This is a genomic window from Niallia circulans (assembly GCF_003726095.1).
GTDB classification, from domain to species: Bacteria; Bacillota; Bacilli; order Bacillales; family Cytobacillaceae; genus Niallia; species Niallia circulans_A.
Window position 1 is genome coordinate 3,044,667 of the sequence record NZ_CP026031.1, and the last position, 18,780, is coordinate 3,063,446.

General features: G+C 34.3%; 15 protein-coding genes. 1 reads left to right on the forward strand and 14 read right to left on the reverse strand.

Annotated elements, in window-relative coordinates; all coding sequences use genetic code 11:
- Positions 1–186 precede the first annotated feature (186 nt).
- The 8 genes from C2I06_RS14670 to C2I06_RS14705 all read right to left on the reverse strand — a co-directional run bounded on the left by C2I06_RS14670 (position 187) and on the right by C2I06_RS14705 (position 9,634).
- Positions 187–792, reverse strand: a complete 606-nt coding sequence (locus C2I06_RS14670; RefSeq protein ID WP_123258311.1) for a YesL family protein — start codon at positions 790–792, stop codon at positions 187–189.
- A complete protein-coding gene (locus tag C2I06_RS14675; RefSeq protein ID WP_095329825.1) occupies positions 785–2,371 on the reverse strand; it encodes a glycoside hydrolase family 43 protein in 1,587 nt (528 codons plus the stop codon). The genes C2I06_RS14670 and C2I06_RS14675 overlap by 8 nt, the downstream gene beginning before the upstream one ends.
- Before the next feature lie 31 nt (positions 2,372–2,402).
- Positions 2,403–3,533: a family 8 glycosyl hydrolase gene (locus C2I06_RS14680; protein ID WP_095329824.1), complete on the reverse strand. Its 1,131-nt coding sequence runs from the start codon at positions 3,531–3,533 to the stop codon at positions 2,403–2,405.
- A gap of 68 nt (positions 3,534–3,601) precedes the next feature.
- A complete protein-coding gene (locus C2I06_RS14685) occupies positions 3,602–4,483 on the reverse strand; it encodes a carbohydrate ABC transporter permease (RefSeq protein WP_095329863.1) in 882 nt (293 codons plus the stop codon).
- Positions 4,484–4,499: 16 nt separating this feature from the next.
- The gene (locus C2I06_RS14690; RefSeq protein WP_095329823.1) at positions 4,500–5,456 is read right to left on the reverse strand and encodes an ABC transporter permease; all 957 of its coding nucleotides are present in this window, start codon (positions 5,454–5,456) and stop codon (positions 4,500–4,502) included.
- 121 nt (positions 5,457–5,577) lie between these two features.
- On the reverse strand, positions 5,578–7,242 hold the full coding sequence (locus C2I06_RS14695; protein WP_095329822.1) for a type 2 periplasmic-binding domain-containing protein: 1,665 nt from the start codon (positions 7,240–7,242) through the stop codon (positions 5,578–5,580).
- Positions 7,243–7,600: 358 nt separating this feature from the next.
- On the reverse strand, positions 7,601–8,317 hold the full coding sequence (locus C2I06_RS14700; RefSeq protein WP_235850255.1) for a GntR family transcriptional regulator: 717 nt from the start codon (positions 8,315–8,317) through the stop codon (positions 7,601–7,603).
- Positions 8,318–8,434: 117 nt separating this feature from the next.
- Entirely contained in the window at positions 8,435–9,634 is a 1,200-nt protein-coding gene (locus tag C2I06_RS14705) for an enolase C-terminal domain-like protein (protein ID WP_095329820.1), read from the reverse strand.
- Between the two features lie 302 nt (positions 9,635–9,936).
- On the opposite strand from C2I06_RS14705, the gene C2I06_RS14710 reads away from it, so the two are divergent.
- Positions 9,937–11,325, forward strand: coding sequence for a PTS transporter subunit EIIC (locus C2I06_RS14710; protein WP_095329819.1), 1,389 nt, complete (start codon positions 9,937–9,939; stop codon positions 11,323–11,325).
- Positions 11,326–11,412: 87 nt separating this feature from the next.
- Here the strand turns inward: C2I06_RS14710 and C2I06_RS25970 are convergent, their stop codons facing one another.
- The 6 genes from C2I06_RS25970 to C2I06_RS14740 form a co-directional block, all read right to left on the reverse strand.
- Positions 11,413–12,108, reverse strand: coding sequence for an excalibur calcium-binding domain-containing protein (locus tag C2I06_RS25970; RefSeq protein ID WP_123258312.1), 696 nt, complete (start codon positions 12,106–12,108; stop codon positions 11,413–11,415).
- 274 nt (positions 12,109–12,382) lie between these two features.
- On the reverse strand, positions 12,383–14,044 hold the full coding sequence (locus C2I06_RS14720) for an ABC transporter permease (RefSeq protein WP_047944411.1): 1,662 nt from the start codon (positions 14,042–14,044) through the stop codon (positions 12,383–12,385).
- Positions 14,045–14,047: 3 nt separating this feature from the next.
- Complete coding sequence (locus C2I06_RS14725; protein WP_123258313.1) at positions 14,048–15,130, reverse strand: ABC transporter ATP-binding protein; 1,083 nt, start codon at positions 15,128–15,130, stop codon at positions 14,048–14,050.
- A 24-nt stretch (positions 15,131–15,154) separates the two neighbouring features.
- Complete coding sequence (locus C2I06_RS14730; RefSeq protein WP_123258314.1) at positions 15,155–16,183, reverse strand: ABC transporter substrate-binding protein; 1,029 nt, start codon at positions 16,181–16,183, stop codon at positions 15,155–15,157.
- A 95-nt stretch (positions 16,184–16,278) separates the two neighbouring features.
- Positions 16,279–17,043 (reverse strand): response regulator transcription factor, encoded by a 765-nt coding sequence (locus C2I06_RS14735; protein ID WP_095259504.1) that lies wholly within the window; start codon positions 17,041–17,043, stop codon positions 16,279–16,281.
- Positions 17,044–17,050: 7 nt separating this feature from the next.
- Positions 17,051–18,691 carry a sensor histidine kinase gene (locus C2I06_RS14740; protein ID WP_123258315.1) on the reverse strand — a complete coding sequence of 547 codons (1,641 nt, stop codon included), beginning with the start codon at positions 18,689–18,691 and terminating at the stop codon, positions 17,051–17,053.
- Between the last annotated feature and the right edge of the window lie 89 nt (positions 18,692–18,780).

The following is an 18,780-nucleotide window of genomic DNA, read 5'->3' on the forward strand; positions in this document are numbered from 1 at the left end:
GAAATATTAAACGATTGCGACTTCTGGTCCATTTGTTTTGTAAGCGTTTTCCACAATGCGTATTCTACCATTTATTCACTACTACTAGATAGAGATTTTTTTCATATAAATCAGTATTGCTATATTTCTTTGAAGATTTAGTTATAGTCTGTGCTTAATTCCTCTTCTTTCCCCCACACTCTCCTGTTATTTTTCTTTCAAATAGCTGGAGAATATAGTTTCCATATAGCGACTTATTATATAGGAGAAAAATGCAGGAATGATTACAACTAATATTGGTAATAACCATATACTAACTATAAAAAACACTAGAAGTATTAATAGAAATAGCGATTTAGGCAAATGGCTGATGGCTAAAATGGCAGCATTTTTCCAAACAATTTTTAATGGGGATTGAAATCTCGCTATATAGGAGATAGCATAAATAAAACAACAACATACCAAAGGGATAAGCAGAAGAAATATTGTTTGCCCTATTATAGATACAACACTCCCATTTGTTTGCGCTCCTAAAAACAGACTATTGTAATAAAACACAGAAATGGCAGCTACAAAAAATACCCAAGTAATAGTAGCCTGTTTAAAGCTACTTTTCATCGCTTTCCAAAATTGTTGAAATATATATCCCTCTTCCTCTCTAATAGCATGATGGGCTGCATAATACAATGCAGCCGTTGATGCCCCAATCGTAATGATAGGTAACGAAAATACTGTCCAAAGAATACTTAAATATAATAAATTAGCTACCTTTGTCAATCTCCTCATATATATGCCATTCATTAACCTATTCATACTGTTTCACCTTTTCTGTTACATGCAGCTCTACTTCCTCGTTTACTTGCTCCAACCATTGAAAGTCTGCATAACAACTGTTTGTAAGATCCGATTTACTAGTTACATAAACTCCCATTGTACAACCAACAAATCCTCCTGCCACTTCCGTACTTAGGATATGTGCATCTATATTCTTCACCACTTCTATTTCCTCGCCATCTTCTTGAGAATAATAGAAATGGAGTTTTTGACAATCGCCTTTTATTTTTAAGGTTAAATTACGAGAATCCTCTACTATACGTTCTTCCAGCTTCTCTTCCCCATTATAATTTGTTATGACTCTCAATTCTCTTTTTCCATCAAACAATCCTGAGACAAAGCGAATAGAATAACGATCATTTTGCAGAATGACAAGCCCGGCTTCATCCCCATTTTGTTGCGGAGTAAAATCCAGCCTCGTTTTAAGCGTATACCACATGGATTGTTGTCTAATCCCTATATAAGAAGGGGATGCAATATCTGCGATTGTATGTGGGGAAGCGTACATTCTTAACCAACCGTCTCTTTCATCAAAAACATACTTTTCTATATCAGGATTTCTTAAAAATAATAACCGCTTATCTAAAGGTTGTTCAAACAGAATTCGGGGATTTACTGTTTCTGTTGGAAAAAGTGGCAGCCTGTGCATCTGCTCTCTTGCTAACCTTCCTAATCCCGGATTAATGACTGGCCAATCACTCTCCCAGACTACTTCTGCTAGAAATGTCTCTCTGCCTAAATTGCTATATCCGTCAAAAATACGACTTGCAAGACAAGTCATATACCACTGCCCATCCGCTGTTTCCACTAAGTCGCCATGCCCTACATTACATACAGGATAATCACGTCCAAGATGCCTATGTGTAAGAATAGGGTTACATGGATTTCCTATATACGGACCATCAATTTTTTCACTTCTCGCAATCGTGACACAATGTTCAAACGAAGTGCCACCTTCTGCAATCATTAAATAATAATAACCGTTCCTCTTATATAAATGTGGTCCTTCTGGCCAAATTGCCTCTCTTAGAGCACCCTTCCAAAGTTTTGTACTGACTCCAATCAGTTTCATAGATTTTAGATCTATTTCCTGTAGCCATACCTCCCAGTCTCCATTGTAGCGCACTCCTTTGGGATTGGGCCTTGTCCCTACATAATAGCTTTTTCCATCTGTATCAAAGAATAGACTTGGATCGATTCCTGCTGCTCCTTCTAAATAATATGGATCAGACCAGGGTCCTGTTGGATCAGTTGCTGTCACAATAAAGTTTCCACCATTTGGAACATTTGTCGTTATCATATAGAAAATTCCTTTGTTATACCTAATAGAAGGTGCAAATATTCCTTGAGAATGTGTAACATCTGATAGGGGAAGCTGCGATTTTCGGTCCAATATATTTCCGATTAATTCCCAGTTAACAAGATCCTTACTATGGTAGATCGGAACACCAGGAAAATAAGAAAAAGTGGATGTAACCAAATAATAATCATCTCCAACTACACAAATAGATGGATCAGGCGAAAATCCTTTTAAAATTGGATTCTTAAAAGTCTGCACTGCCGATCATCCCTTCTTCTCAAAAATAGCACTACCATATTCTATAATTTCCGCTTAACGATAAAAACGCAAAGCTATAAAGAAAGTTATCATAATATCTCCGCTCTCCCGTTCTAAGGGGGGTATTCCAAAATTTCTCTACACAGTCTTTCGCATAATCAAACTTTCCTTCTGTTGCAAGGGAACCCATCGCATTTGTTGCTAATAGGCCAACAGGATGTAACACATTCTGCTCCACCTTTGTTCCATCTATAGCATAAACGTAATCCTCTTCTCCTTTGACTGTTTCGCAAAAGAATTTTTGAATCTTTGCCACGCAATTTCTTAATTCTTCGTCTTTGCCAAACCATTCGTAATCGAGGCCAATATTAGCCGCTACCCGATACGAATCACTATAAAAGTAGAAATGCTCGCTGTCATAGTAAGGATTTCCATCATAATCGGCATATTCTGCTGTAAGCCCCGTAACTGGATGACATGCTTTTAACAAATAGCTTCTACTCGCTTCCGCTGCTCCCTTCCAAAAATCACGATCTTCTTCATTTGCCCATAGGGAAAAAAGTTCATAAAAGTGGGGCAAATGATAGGAAGGATCAGAGTACTCTACTTCTGGAATAAATTTGATAAGCTTATTTTCAGGATTCCACATTGGAAAGCCATCATTGTTTTCTCCTTTATGGATGCAATAGTGGAGAATATCTTTCGCTTCTTTTGAATATTCAAAGATTCCGTCTCCATCTCCCCAGCGATGCGAAGCAAAAAATAATGCCATTGCAAAAAATTCTTCTCCGTCGGGAGCTGGTCCATAAGAATTTTTTACTCCTTCGGGTGAAACAGACCATGAAAAATAGTTAGCATGAACACCAGAATCCATCCACATATATGTTTTTGTCCATTTCCATAACCGATCAAATACTTCCTTTTGATCTAATTGCACACTTAACATCATTGCATAGGACATACCTTCTGTCCTTACATCGTTATTCCCCGTATCTACCACATATCCCATCTGGTTATCTGTTTCATAATAAATTCGTTCCTCCTCCTTTCCGAAAAATAACGTTTGCCAAATAAGCGCTAAGCGATTGTTAATTTCCTCTTCTTGATAGCCATATTTTTTAAATAAATTAGTATATTCCCCCGTCTGAAATGCTTTAACCATATTAATCTACCGAACTATCACGTTTTGATAGTAAGGCAGCTCACCTCCATCACTTATTTTTAACATCTTTATTCTTTTACTCCACCTATTGTTAGTCCACTCATAAAATATTTTTGTAAGAAGGGGTAGAGACAAACAATCGGCAATGCTGTAATAATGGTTGTTGCGGCTCGTATTGATGTAGGAGTGACCATAGAAGACGAATTTTTCATAGAATCCGCATTTGCACCTTGATTCGTCACAGAAGAAAGCAGTTTCATTAATTCATATTGTAATGTAGTTAATCGATCATTAAATCCATTGTATAACATCGCATCGAACCAAGAGTTCCATTGGTATACTGCTATAAATAATGCAACTGTTGCTAAAACTGGTTTGCATAGCGGCATTATAATACTTATAAATATTCTAAAATGAGATGCACCATCCATTTTGGCCGATTCCACTAAACTCTCCGGTAATCCATTAATATACGTGCGGATAACTAACATATTAAACGCACTTATCATTCCCGGAATAATATACACCCAAAAGCTATTTAACAATCCTAATTTACTCATCAAAAGGTAATTCGGAATCAACCCCGCATTTAAATACATAGTAAAGATATAGAGCAATGTAATAGATTTTCTAAATACAAATTCCTTTCTGCTTAATATATAGGCTAAAAGAGCAGTCAGAAATAATTGAACGATTGTAGCAATTACCGTTCTTGCAACAGTAATAATAGAAGCTTGGATAAGCGTATCTTTTTTCAATACAGTTATATAGTTTTCAAGTGTTAATTCTCTTGGAAAGAGGTAAATTCCTCCTTTAATAGAATCTAATCCATCATTAAAGGAAACTGCTAGCGTATTTAAAATGGGGTACAGTGTTGCAAGAATAAAAAACAGTAAAAAAATCCATTTAAAAATATCAAAAAGTACATCAGAATAATAGACCTTTTTCATCACTCTCCATCCTCCTTTAGAATAGTCTTTCTTCTCCCGCTGCTTTCGCTAAGTGGTTAGCAATGAAGATTAAGGTAAGACTAATTATTCCATTAAATATTCCAGCAGCAGTAGCTAATGAATAGTTATTTAAGCTAATTCCGTATTTTAAAACAAAGATATCAATTGTTTGCGATACTCCTTGCACTAATCCATTTCCTAATAAATATTGAACTTCAAATCCAGCATTTAATATATTTCCAATATTGATTAATAAGAGAATAAAGATAGTTGGTTTAATCCCCGGCAATGTAACATGCCAAATTTTTCTTAAGCGATTCGCTCCATCAATAGATGCTGCCTCATACAGTTCTTCATTAATCGATGCCATTGCCGCTAAATAAATAATGCTTCCCCATCCAGTTGATTTCCATACATTTGCAAAGCCTACAATCCACCAAAAGTATTTGGGATCTGCAAAAAAGTTAATAGGTGTATCAATTATGCCAAAAACTAACAATAATTGATTGATAATACCTGTTTCCGGAGACAATACTTCCATAACAATTCCTGTCACGATAATCCAGGATAAAAAGTGAGGAAGATAAGAAACGGTTTGCATAAACTTTTTGACTGTTTTATTTCTTACCTCGTTTAATAGAAGTGCAAATCCAATAGAAAAAATGAATCCTAGCACTAGGTTTATCATACTCATTGCTAACGTATTACGGACTACATTAATGAATGTAGGATCAGAAAAGAGAAATTTAAAATTGTTTAGCCCCACCCATTCTTGTTCAAATATTCCTCTTCCTGGCCGATAATTTTGAAAAGCCATTAACCAGCCACTAAGAGGAGCATAATAAAAAATTAATGCATAAATTACAAAGGGGATAGATAACAACACTAATTCTTTTTGCTCTTTACATTTTTTAAATAATTTTTTTAAAGAACCTACCTTTTTCGGAGATGGCTGTACGACAGTTTCTAACATTACCGGTTTCTCCTGCTGCACCCTTTACACACACCTTTCCTTAATACGAAAGGGATTGGGAAAACGTCCTATATTTCAGGGCGCACCCCAATATTTCGTTAAATAATCATTACCAGCATTTTTAATTATTAGATTCAGAGACTTCGATTCTTCGTTGTACTTCCTTTGTTAAGGCATCTTCATAGGCCTTTACATCAACTTGAGAATTGTAAGCATCCATGTAATCATCCCAAGCACTTTCAAACTTATCTGGTGATGTCATAATAACTTTTGGTAACCACTGCTGCTTTACTTCCGTCATTTTTTCTTTTGAAATTCCTTCTGGTGTGCTGGCAGTCCATCCATTTGTCGCTGAATAAATAGGATACCAAGGTGCATTTTCCTTCACTGGTGTTAAGAAATCTGTCCATTTTTTATAGCCATAAGCATCAAGAATTTTTCGATCCAAATCAGATAAAGTAGCATAGAATTCATCTGGCTGTTCACCTGGAGATACAGCATTGATTCCGTCTTCCAGCATTCCAGTGTATGTCGGGAAATAATTATAATCAGAAAAATTATTCGTCACGTAATTCTGATTTTTTGCGTTTTTACGTTGTTCTTCGGTTCGATAGAATAAACCTTTATCATCTACTTCATAATCAACGCCCTTTTCTCCCCAAGTTCTCATAACCATCACCTCAGGATCAAGTAAGTCATTTAGGAACTTCAAGGAGCCCTCAACATCTTTATTACTAATGCTAATACCAAGACCATTTGCAACATTCAATGTTGGCGGACTAAAATATTGCGGTGTAACATTTTTATCTAAGACTAAATCAAGCGGAACATAAGTTAGATGATCTAAACCTTGTGATTTAAGAGAAGTTTCTGCATCCTGGAATTGCCAATATTGATCAACCATTCCTAATACACGCCCTGAAGAAATTTTTGCAATATATTGATCATAAGACATCGTAAAAGTTTCTGGATCAACTATTCCTTTGGCAAATTTCTCACTTAGGATTTTGTAATACTCTTTTGCTTCTGGAATTTGATCATAAACTTTTGCTTCCTTTGTTACAGGATCAATAACCGCAGCTCCGTCATTAGGATATCCCGCTAAAAATTGCGGTGGGTTTTCTAAACAGAAATATCTCCAATCATCAGACAAAATGGAAAATCCAATATTCTTCTGGCCATCCTCTGAAGTAGGATTTTCTTTAAGATAGCTTTCAATTAGATCAAAATATTCATCTAATGTGGTGATTTCAGGATAATCAGCCCATTCCAAAATGCGCTTTTGAATCCAAAATGCTTCATCACTATGGTTAACTGCCATATTCTGCCCTTTAACGACACCAAATTGCGGAATAATATAAATATGTCCATCCTCATGTCTAATTTGATTCCATTGAGCATCCGTATACAAGTTTTTAATATTGGGATAATCATCTAAATAATCCTCTAATGGAATTAATGCACCAGCATTGATTAATGCAGCTGTACCATCTGATCCATCAATAAAATCAGGATATTCACCTCCTGCAATCATTACCCCGATTCGCTCAGAAGCGGTTTGTCCTGTTAACCACGTAACATCTGCTTTTGCTCCTATTTTTTCAGCAATTTTATTCATCATTCTATTATCATCCGGTAATTCTTTACCAGGCACAGCCATAAATGCAGTAAAAGTTTTTATTCCATTTTCATCCACATTAGACGATGTTTCCTTATCTGATTCGCAGCCTGAGAGCACTAATAAACCTATTAAAAACAAAGATAAAACGGATATTATCTTCTTCATCTGTACACCTCCGGATAATTGTTCAACCAATAAGAATAAAGAAATGTATATACTCCATATAAAATAAAAGATAGCAAGGTCTTCCTTATCTCCCCCTTTTCATTCTAATAAAGAAAACGCTTTCTTCATCAACCATAACAAATGTAAACAATGTTTTCATCCATACATTCTAAAGAGAATACACAAAAAAGACATGATATATTTAATTTGTCTTATTTTTTTGGTTTTTTTATCCAAAATTATAGAGGGTTTAATGATGTGGTGAAGGAGGTATTGAAGGTTGTTTTATTGATATACAAATAAATAGGACATTTTTTTTAGTCCTATTCCTTAGGAGGAAAAAACAAATATTTTCCTCCTAATTCTTCCTATACTGGTGACTATATGGATTAAACGGAGTGAAATAAGAAACGGAGTAGTCCAAGTTTATCATCTCACTATATTCAAATACGGTGCCATTCTGCAGAATTCCTCGATTAAAAATCTTCATAGCAGCCGTACCCTTTTTACAGTTAAGCAGCTCGGCATCTTCTTTACTGACATTTATGGCACTATAGGTAGTAATAAAATGAGAGATTTGATAGCCACATTGCTGGACATACTCATGAACGGAGTTTTTTACTGCTTCCTCCTCTAAATCTGGGAAATAGACACACGGAAGTCTTGTCGTTTCTATTTGCATTTTTTGAAAATCCACAATGCGAACACGTTTATACTCCCATACTTTTGTTTTTTTACCACTTAAGTCAAATATTTTTTCTAAAGCATGATCTGCCTCTATTTTTTTAAAATAAATAATTTTTGATTGAATATCTTTAAACTTTCTTTCTGTGAGTGAATTATATATTAAAGGGCTTTTATACCGTGTCTCATTTACAAAAATTCCTGAACCCTGAATAACTTTTACACACCCTATATTCACAAGCTTTTTTAGTGCTTCACGAATAGTGTATCTCGATACATCATAATGTCTTGCCAGTTCTCTTTCCGTTGGGATTTTTTCGCCAGCTTTATATTTATTTTGATAAATCTTACTTAAAATATCTTCTGCTATAAAGTCTCTTTTTTTCATCATTCTTACCTCTCAAACAGAATAAGTTTCATCCGCCTCATCATTCTAACATATATTTATTTCTTAAAAATAAAAGAAAGAGACAGATCCCTTTTACTAAGACCTCTCTCTTCATTTCTATTATGGTGTATGAATAGCGCCGTTTGGTATTCGGGCTTGTGTCCATTCATGTTTGCGATAGATAACAGGGTAATTCTTCGCCATTTCCTCATCAAATTCTACGCCAATTCCCTCTCTTTCAATTGGGTAAATATAACCTTCATGCACTTTTATCGCATGCGGGAACATTTTCATTGTCGTTTCATCTGGTTCCTGAATCTCTTGAATTGCCGCGCTATGAAGATGAATATTTAAATGCGTATTAACCGCCACCCCAATTGGCGTCATATCAGAAGGCCCATGCCACGCAATGCGCACACCAAAATTTTCACAAAGAGCAGCTAGCTTAAGTGCTGGGGTAATTCCACCAATTTGTGAAACATGACAGCGTATATAATCAATTTGTCGATTAACGATTAGATTTCTCCATTCCATTGGATTATTAAAAAGTTCTCCCGTCGCAATAGGTGTCGTACATTGTACTTTTAGTTGGGAAAGCCATTCATTTTGATCAGGCGGCAAAATATCTTCTAAGAAATAAAGCTTATATGGTTCCAGTTCTTTTGCCAACTGAAGGGCTTGATTTGGAAATAACCGCTCATGAACATCGTGTAAGAAGTGAATAGAATAGCCATATTTTTCACGAAGTGCCTTAAACATAGTAATGACATCTGTCATATAAATATCTGGATCAAAATATTCCCCTTCACTTAGCTCGTTCGTCAAGTGCATTTTTTGATTTTTCCCACCATATTTCCCCAACTGACAACGAATATGACGATATCCCTTTTGGATTAACTCATCAACATTGGCGAAAAGTTCATCGAGTGTTAATCCGTCTGCATGAGTATATGCGGCAATGGCATTTTTAGATTTTCCGCCTAGCAATTGATAAAGAGGCATATTAGCAAGCTTTGCTTTTATATCCCATAAGGCCATGTCGATGCCGGCAATCGCATTATTTATTACTGGTCCATTGCGCCAATAGGAATTCACCATCATCATCTGCCATAAATCTTCAATATGATTGGCATCTTTATTTAATAATAAGGGTTTTAGATATTCCTCAAGGATGGATTGAACTGCTAAAGGCCGCTGCTGAAAGGTTGCACAGCCATATCCATAAATCCCTTTATTAGTTTCCACTTTCACGACAACTAAATTATGCCGATGTGGATTGGTTACAAAAGATTTAATATCTGTTATAATTGTCGGTTCCACCAAAATCTCCTTCTCTCTCTTTGCTTCTTCTTGTCAAATCAAAGCCAATCAATACTTAAATTTAAACATAGGAAAAATACAGCGTCAATTTGGTTAGGCAAGTCATAATATAACGTTAATTTACCGTACCAATTTTATAAACAAATCGGAAAAAACCTTTATTTTATAAGGACCAGATCATTATCTTGGTATTTTTAAACCGTTTTCAAAAATTAAAGAGCTATGCTATGATTTCCTTGTCAAATCAAAGTGCAATTATACATTTTCCGCATTTATGTAAGAGGAAAGGATGCTATGAAACTATGAGGGAAAAAGACACGATTTCAAAAATCATTGAATATGTTGGCGGTAAAAGTAATATTAAAAAAGTTTGGCATTGTATGACTCGTTTACGTTTCGATTTATATGACCAGTCGTTAATAAAAAGAGAGCAAATAAAACAGCTGGATGGAGTAATCGGAGAACAATTACAAAGTGATCAATACCAAATCATTATTGGTACCCATGTCCAAAAATTTTATACAGCAATCATCGATGAGTTAGGACTAGATGAAGATAAGCAAGAAGCACAAGAAGGCGACAAGAAAAAAGGAGTTTTTGGAAGATTACTAGATGTTGTTTCAGGTGTTTTCGGACCAATAGTTCCTGCTATTGCCGGAGCTGGAATGATAAAAGGGATATTAGCTGGACTCATTGCCTTAAATATTCTTTCTAAGGAAAGTGAAACTGTCACTATTTTAGATTTAGTTGCAAGCGGTGTCTTTTACTTTCTACCATTCTTTTTAGCAGCCTCAGCAGCAAAAATCTTTAAAACCAATCAATACTTAGCTATTGCCATCGCTGGAGGACTGATGTATCCAACCTTATTGGATGCAGCTAAATTAGGAGAAATAAGTCAATTCCAATTTATCGGCTTACCGATTCCCGTTATTAATTATTCTGGTACAGTTATACCTGTTATCCTTTCAGTTTGGGCATTAAGCCATATTCACAAATGGGTGGACCGTTTTATGCCAAATGTTTTACGCACAGTATTTACACCTACTTTGGCTCTATTTATTGCTATTCCTTTTTCTTTAATTGTCACGGGTCCATTGGGTGGTTATGTCGGTAAGGCATTGGCTTATGTTATCGAACTTTTATTTGATATTTCGCCTATAGTAGCTGGTGTTGTAATGGGAGGAGCAAGACCCATTGAAATTGTATTCGGAGTGCATCACGCTATCACGCCAATCGCCCTGCAAAACTTCGCCGATAAAGGCTATGATATGTTAATGCCAATGATGTTTATGACCAATATGGCAATTGCTGGAGCGACCTTTGCTATGTTCTTTAAAGCAAAAAATAAAATGGAGAAATCGATTATCATTTCTGCAACTATATCAGCACTACTCGGCATTACAGAACCTGCTTTATTCGGTGTATTAATTAAAAATAAAAAAGCATTTATTGCATGTACAATCGGAAGTGCCATTGCCGCTACCTTCTTTGCCGCTGCAGGAGTGAGAATATATGGCTATATCCTTTCTAGTATCGTAAGTCTAGTTGCCTATGTTGGTCCTTACTTCCCATATGCGATAGCTGGAATTATTATTGCCATCGGATCCGCTTTCTTGATTGCCTACTTTACGATTAAAAAAGCTGATACTAATGATGTAAATGAGCCTGTTTCTGATACACAGAAGCTTTAATGCTAGCTACTAAAATAGCTGTCTCTACAAAGAGACAGCTATTAATCATAAGAATAGATAAATATGTATTAATTAATGAAAGATTTCTTATCTCTCACAAGCATACCCATCCTTATCTCTATCCATTTTTGACTGATAAGCAGGATGAGAGCTTGGTACCCCATTTGGATAGACAGATCTTAATTCCGTACAATTAGCAAAATTATTATTGCCTGAATTAACAGTTGAAGCAGTTGCATTATTATTTTTGGAACTAGCGGTACTGCCTGAATTCGAAGCTTTTGTTGAAGAACTTGATGGCGTGTTCGCCGCAGCAACTTTGTCTTCTAAGTTATTTACTTTTTCTTCAAGCTCCTTCTTTTCACTTTCTAAGTTAGCGATTTTTTCTTCTTGTGATTTTTTGTATGCTGCAAATTCCTTATCTTGATCCTTGCTATCAGAGAGCTTAGCTTCTGTATCACTTAATTCAGTTGAAAGTTTTTCTTTATCTGATTCGAGTTCTACGACTTTATCTTCAAGCTCTTTTGCTTTTGTTTTTAATGCTTTTACTTCTGACTCTAATTTACTATTCTTTCCCTCTACTTCTTGTAATTGTCCTTGAGTTCCTGTATCAAGAAAAGAAGCCGAAAGAATCATTAATAAGAAACCACCAATTAAGGAAAAATAAAATATTTTCTTTGAAAGAATTGGATTTCTGCCTCTCACCTTTTTAAGCAAATAGATAACGAAGTAAATAAGCGCAAATACCATTAATAATAATCCTATAAGTCCTAAGCCAATCATGCTGTCCTCCAAAAAATTATATTTAGGAGCCTCTTCCTATAACTTGAAAAGTAGTCATTAAGAAGTAAATCCCACCCATTTACTATCGGTAGTTTTTCCTATATTTCTATAAAATTCTTTCGACAAAATCTGCATATTCCTTTTAATTTTACTATCTCAATACAAAAAACTCCAATCTCACAAAACCGATATAACGCAGTTTTGATGAGATGGGAGCCTCTTTGATTTGCATCTACTTCTCTTAAACAACTACTCGTTAATCTATAGGCAAAAGTTATAGCGTAATACTATCATTTTTAGATACTTTCATAAATATTAAGAGAGAGAGAACTGTTATTATCGTTAATATTGTAGACAGTGCTGCTGCAATACCATAATTCCCCCGAATTACCTCCGTATAGATTGCTACTGTCATTGTTTTGGTATTTACCGTATATAGCAATATGGACGTAGAAAGCTCTGAAAGCATGGTAATCCAGCTCAATATTGCTCCAGAGATAATGCCAGGCAACATCATTGGAACGGTTATTTTGATAAAAGTATTTAACCGGCTACTGCCTAAACTTTCAGCCGCTTCCTCAATAGAAGGTGGAATTTGCTGTAAGGAGGCTACTGATGATCTTATCGTATACGGCAATCTTCTAATAGATAAAGAAATAACCATAATAAACGCTGTACCAGTAATTGCGATTATTCCACTTCCACCTATTCCCGTATTAAATGATGCTAATAAGGCTATCCCTAAAACAGTGCCAGGAACAATATAAGGAATCATACTTAAACTATCAATCAATGATGTAAATAGGTTACGTTTCCTTACCGCCAAATAAGAAATAAAGATAGCAAAAATAACTACGATTACTAGGGCTAAGAAAGGTATCCTTATCGTGTTAATTATCGCTGATCCCATTCTATCCCATGCTTCTATATAACTATTAAAAGAATATCCCTCTTGAAATACCATCCCTTTTGTATTTAAAAACGAGGTATACATCAGGTAAAATTGTGGCAGCATCGCAATAAATACAATGCCATAAACTACTATATAAACAAAAAGTTTCTTAAATCCTTTCATACTTTTGGGCTGCACAGGGTGAAGCGAACTCATACTAAAAGAATTTTTATTGGACACATATTTCTGAATTAAAAATATGACTAAGGCAATAACAATTGCAATAATAGCTAAAGAAGCTGCAAATGCTGCATTTCCTCCTACCTCACTAATGAACTGCGTATAAATTAACACCGGGAAAGTTCGATAACCTTCTCCAATTAACATTGGGGTTCCAAAATCGGAAAACGCCCGCATAAAAACTAGTAAAGCTCCTGCTAAAATGGTAGGAATCAACAGTGGTAATAACACTTTGAAAAACCGAGCTATTCCTGTACATCCCATACTCTCAGCTGCTTCTAAAATCGAATTATCAATACTCTTGAAGGCACCTGTAACATATAAGAAAATAAGCGGGAACAACTGCAAAGTAAAAACTAGGGTTATTCCAGAAAATCCGTAAATATCAAATGGAGGAAAATGAAGATATTCCACTAAAAATTTAGTAATGACTCCATTTCTTCCTAATAATAGGATCCATGAGTAGGCACCAATAAAAGGTGCTGACATGGAAGCTATAATAATTAATACTTGCAGCACTTTTTTTCCTTTAAACTGAAACATGGAAAATAAATAAGCTAAAGTTATTCCAATTACTAACGCAAAGAACGTTGCAGAAATAGAAACTTTAAAACTATTGATTAATGTTTCCGAGTAGTAACTTTTAGAGAAAAACTCAACAAAGTATTTTAATGAAAAGGAACCATTTATAAATAATGCTTGTATTAAAATCATTAATACCGGATATATAAGGAAAACGGTATAAGTAAGAAGGATAAATAAGGAGGAGCCGGTCCAAATATTAAATTTAAACTTGTTTCTCATTATTTACACCCCCAATAAATTACGTGAACCATCATCTGTAAATATATTGATTTTTTGTTTATTTATCTCCAGCCAGACTTCATCCCCAGCCTTCAAATCTTCTTCAAATGTTGACTCTTCACTTACTTGAATATTTTCTCCTGTATCAAGATGAATGAAATATTCCGTATTCATTCCTAGGTAGACACTATCAGTTATTACGCCACGAATAGTATCAGGATTTTGCTTTGTTCTTACATATTCCTCTGGTCTAATACTCACTCTAACTCTTTGACTATGTTCGCTGGCTAGTTCATCAAAGGAAAGATTAAAACCATTTTCGAACTCTATTGTGGCACTATCTCCAGTAGAAACTAGTTTCGCTTCTTGTATATTGGTTCTCCCAATAAAGGTAGCAACAAATTCATTAGCAGGGCGGTGATATAATTCTTTCGGACTTCCAATTTGCTGAATTACTCCATTATTCATAACAGCAATCTGATCTGAAATTGCCATGGCTTCTTCTTGATCATGGGTAACATATACGGTTGTTATCCCCACTTCTCTTTGGATATCCCTAATAGCTTGGCGCATATCAAGTCTTAATTTAGCATCTAAGTTACTTAGCGGTTCATCCATCAGTAGTACATCAGGATTTATTGCTAATGCACGTGCTAGCGCAACACGCTGCTGTTGTCCACCACTTAATTTTTCAGGTTTCCGCTCACTATATTGCTCAATTTGCATTAATTTCAAATATTGAGTCGTCCTCTTTTGGATTTCCTCTTTCGTAAGTTTTCTTTGTTTTAAACCAAATTCTACATTTTCTCTTACCGTTAAATGAGGAAAGATTGCGTAGTTTTGAAATACCATTCCGATATTTCTTTTACTTGGTTCTTTATCATTTATTCTGTTCTCATTAAAATAGAAGTTTCCTCCTTCTATTGAATTAAAACCAGCTATCATTCTCAGTAAGGTTGTTTTCCCACATCCAGATGGACCTAAGAGGGTAAATAAAGATCCATCCTTTATATTCAGGGTTAGATCTGGAATTACCGCTACTCCTCCATATTCCTTTTTGGCATGCTCTATATTAATAAAACTCATTCTCTTTCACCTCCTGGCCTCTCATTATTTAGATTGAATATCAACAAATATTTCATTATAATGTTGGACAATTTCATCCTTATGCTGAATAACATATTCATAGTCTTCTGTTAATGTCTTAATATCTGCAAGCGGCTTCATATTTTCTCCGATTTCTACATCATCTCTAACTGGTCTATTAGTTGTTGATTTTGCAAGTACCTCTTGAACATCTTTAGAAATAATGAAATCAAGGAATTTTTTCGCATTATCCATATTTTTGGCATTTTTCACAACCGCTGAGTTTGCAGGTAAGAAAACCGTACCTTCTTCTGGATAAATAATTTCAACATTCGCTCCATCATTCAATAACTTCACTGTCGGATCTTCATAAGATAATCCAACTGCCATCTCTCCATCGGCCACTGTTTTATATACATTACTAGAACTAGAGTTGATTTTTCCATCTATATTTGTAAAGAGATCTTCTACATAATTCCAGGCATCATCTGAATCATATCCGCCCTTTGCAAGTAAAATATTCGTTAATTGCGAAAATGCACTTGATGAATTAACTGGATCAGCTGTAGAGATTTTTCCTTTTAACTCGGGATTCAATAAATCAGCATATCCTTTAATATCCATTCCTTTTGTCAGATCTTTATTTACAACAAGTACACTTCCATCTAAAGTAAATGGAGTAGAATACCCATTAGTATTGCGATATTCCTCTATTACATTTTCGTTTTCAGCAGAAACATATTCTTCGAATAATTCTCCATGAAGAGCATAAGTAGTATAGGTTCCTCCAAACATTACATCCGCCACTGGAGAGTCTTTTTCGCTTTCCAACTTTTTGAATAACTCTCCTGTACCAGCCTGAATTAACTCAACCTTGATTCCATATTTTTCTTCAAAGGCAGGGATTGTCGCATTAATTAACCCTTCTGAATTTGGTGTGTAAATAACTAATTTATCCGATGCTCCTTCTCCCGCTTTCTCTTCAGATGAACAAGCAGTTAGTGCTAATACACCAACAACTACCAAAATCAACATTTTCCAATATCTTTTCATTTATTATCCTCTCCTTATCATTGATATGTTTAGGATAATATATAAGCAAACGCTTTCAAATGGTACTATTCTATAAATTCAGAGAAAATTCTACACTACTTTCTCTCCAAAAATTCAGTACAAGTATATCCTGTGTATTTCTTAAACACTTGATTAAAATACTTATAATCAGTGAAACCAACTTTTTCAGCTATTTGATAAATTTTATACTCTCCGCGTTGAACCTCTTCAATTGATTTTTTTATTCGATATTGATTCAGGTATTCATTAAAAGTTTGTTTGGTTTCCTCTTTAAATTTCTTATAAAGAAGAGATGAGCTATATCCCAGTTCATTTGACACTGCATTAAAAGTAAACTTTTTTGCGTAATTTTTCTCAATATATTGAATCATCTGCTTAACTAAATGATCATAATGACCCTCAAAAGATGAATGTGCTAACCCCTTAATCATATCGTCTATTTTCTGCTTTTCCTTTTGTTCCAGTTTCAATATATCTACCATTGTCCCTGCTTTTCTGATAGCTTCTTTTAATTCTGATTCATTTATCGGTTTTACAATAAATTCAACTGCGTCATAAGAAATTGCCTTTTTTGCATTAGGAAAATCATTATATCCCGAGACAATAATTTTTGAAAAAATAAGATATTTTGTTTCTTCAAGCATTTGAAAGGCATTTTTTCTTGGCATATTAATATCTGTAATGACAATATCAGGCTTTAGTTCATTTATAAGTTCAATTCCTTCTTCCCCATCACTTGCTTCTCCAATTACTACGCAATTAACTGATTCATAATCAAAACCATAACGCAGCCATTTTCTTATTAATTTTTCATCTTCAATAATGAGAACTCTGTACATTTTTCTCTCACTCCCTGATTTTCATAATGACAGTCGTATGTTCCTCAGGACTTTTTACTTTGAAGTAAGAATTTGGGTACATTAATAATAATCTTCTCTTTGCATTATATAGGCCATGATGGTTCCCACTTTTCTTAAATACATTTGAATTTACTTTAACTAACGTACTATCATCTATACCTCCTCCATTATCGCTTATTTGTATCGTCAAACTTTCCCCAGTTCTGACGATATTAATTGATAAATGTAAATCTCTTCTATCTCTAAATCCATATTTCATACTATTTTCTACTATTGGCAAAATTAACAATTTCGGAATGAGGAATTCCTCTGTTTGTTCCTCTATCGTTATGTCAAACGTAAATCGCTCAAACCGTTCTTTGCAAATTTCCAAATAGTTTTTAATATAAAGCATATCGGTTTTAATGGCTGCTACTTCATTCATTTTGGAAATGCTATATCTCAAAATAGTATTTAGATTTAAGATTAATTTGTTAGCTAATTCTGTATCATAATAAGTTGCTACTCGTATCGTTTCCAATGTATTATACAGAAAGTGAGGATTAAATTGCGCCTCTAGCATTTTGCGTTCTGAGATGACATTTTCCTTTAGTAAAGAAATGTTATTTTGATTTAATTCTTCTAATTCATCGAGCATTTGATTTATATTTTCACTCAAAAATTGGAATTCATCTTTTGACTCTATCTTAAAGCGATAGTTTTTATTATTTGTTACTTTTTTCATTTCATTGGATATAAATTCCACATATCTAGCATTATTGTAAGCGATCTTTTTAGAGGAATAACGAGAAAAAAGTAATAAAAAGAAAACCAAAATCATGACGATGCTAAACGAAAAGCGCCATAATATGTTTAGTGATTCTAATTTTTTATAAACAATTAAATTCATATTTGATTCCAGCAGTCTATGTTTGGAGTAATAGTTCTCTTCTTCACTTTGAAAATTTCCATCCCTTACTTCTGAACTTACTTTTTCTAAAGATCCTTTTAAAAATTCGAATGAGCTACTGGAGAAAACATTATGATAATTATCATACAGTAGATATTGGGTTCCATTTCCTGAAGAGTTTTGCAGAAAATCATTTCCATTCATTAAAAAAGCCGCATATCCAATCGTATAGGAATCCTCCTTTATCTTTTTTAAGGATAATAAGGTATGCTCTCTTTGAGGAGTCATAAATATCCGACGGATAACTTTTTCCTCTAATGGATTATTATCTACTACCGTATTTAAGAAATAGATCAACCTAATATCTTCTTTCTTCTCGCTATCAAATAATAAATTTTTATTTTTATCCAATAATAATAACCGAATTCTTATATTCCTTTCCTTTCTGCTTAGAAGGTGATAATACTCTTCATATAAATCTCTATCAGTTAATTTTCCATCTACATATCTTGCAAATATGGTTTCGCTGTACATTTCTAAATTTTCATCAAGGTAACTAGTTATACTTTTATACTGATTAGTAATCCTTTCCCTTTCTTCTGTTATTTCTTGGTTGATTGAATAGTAATAGTAGCCAAATAGTCCTCCAAAAATCACCAAGGAAGCCAGCGAGATAGTAATAAGCGAACTTACCATAATTTCCTTTCGTAATCTATCTTTAAATTTAAACGTTTTCAAAAAAATGATTCACCCACCTTTCTTTACTAACTCCTTATTATTACGACTACTTTACCAAGATAATTAAAAATTGGAAAGGTAATTTGAAA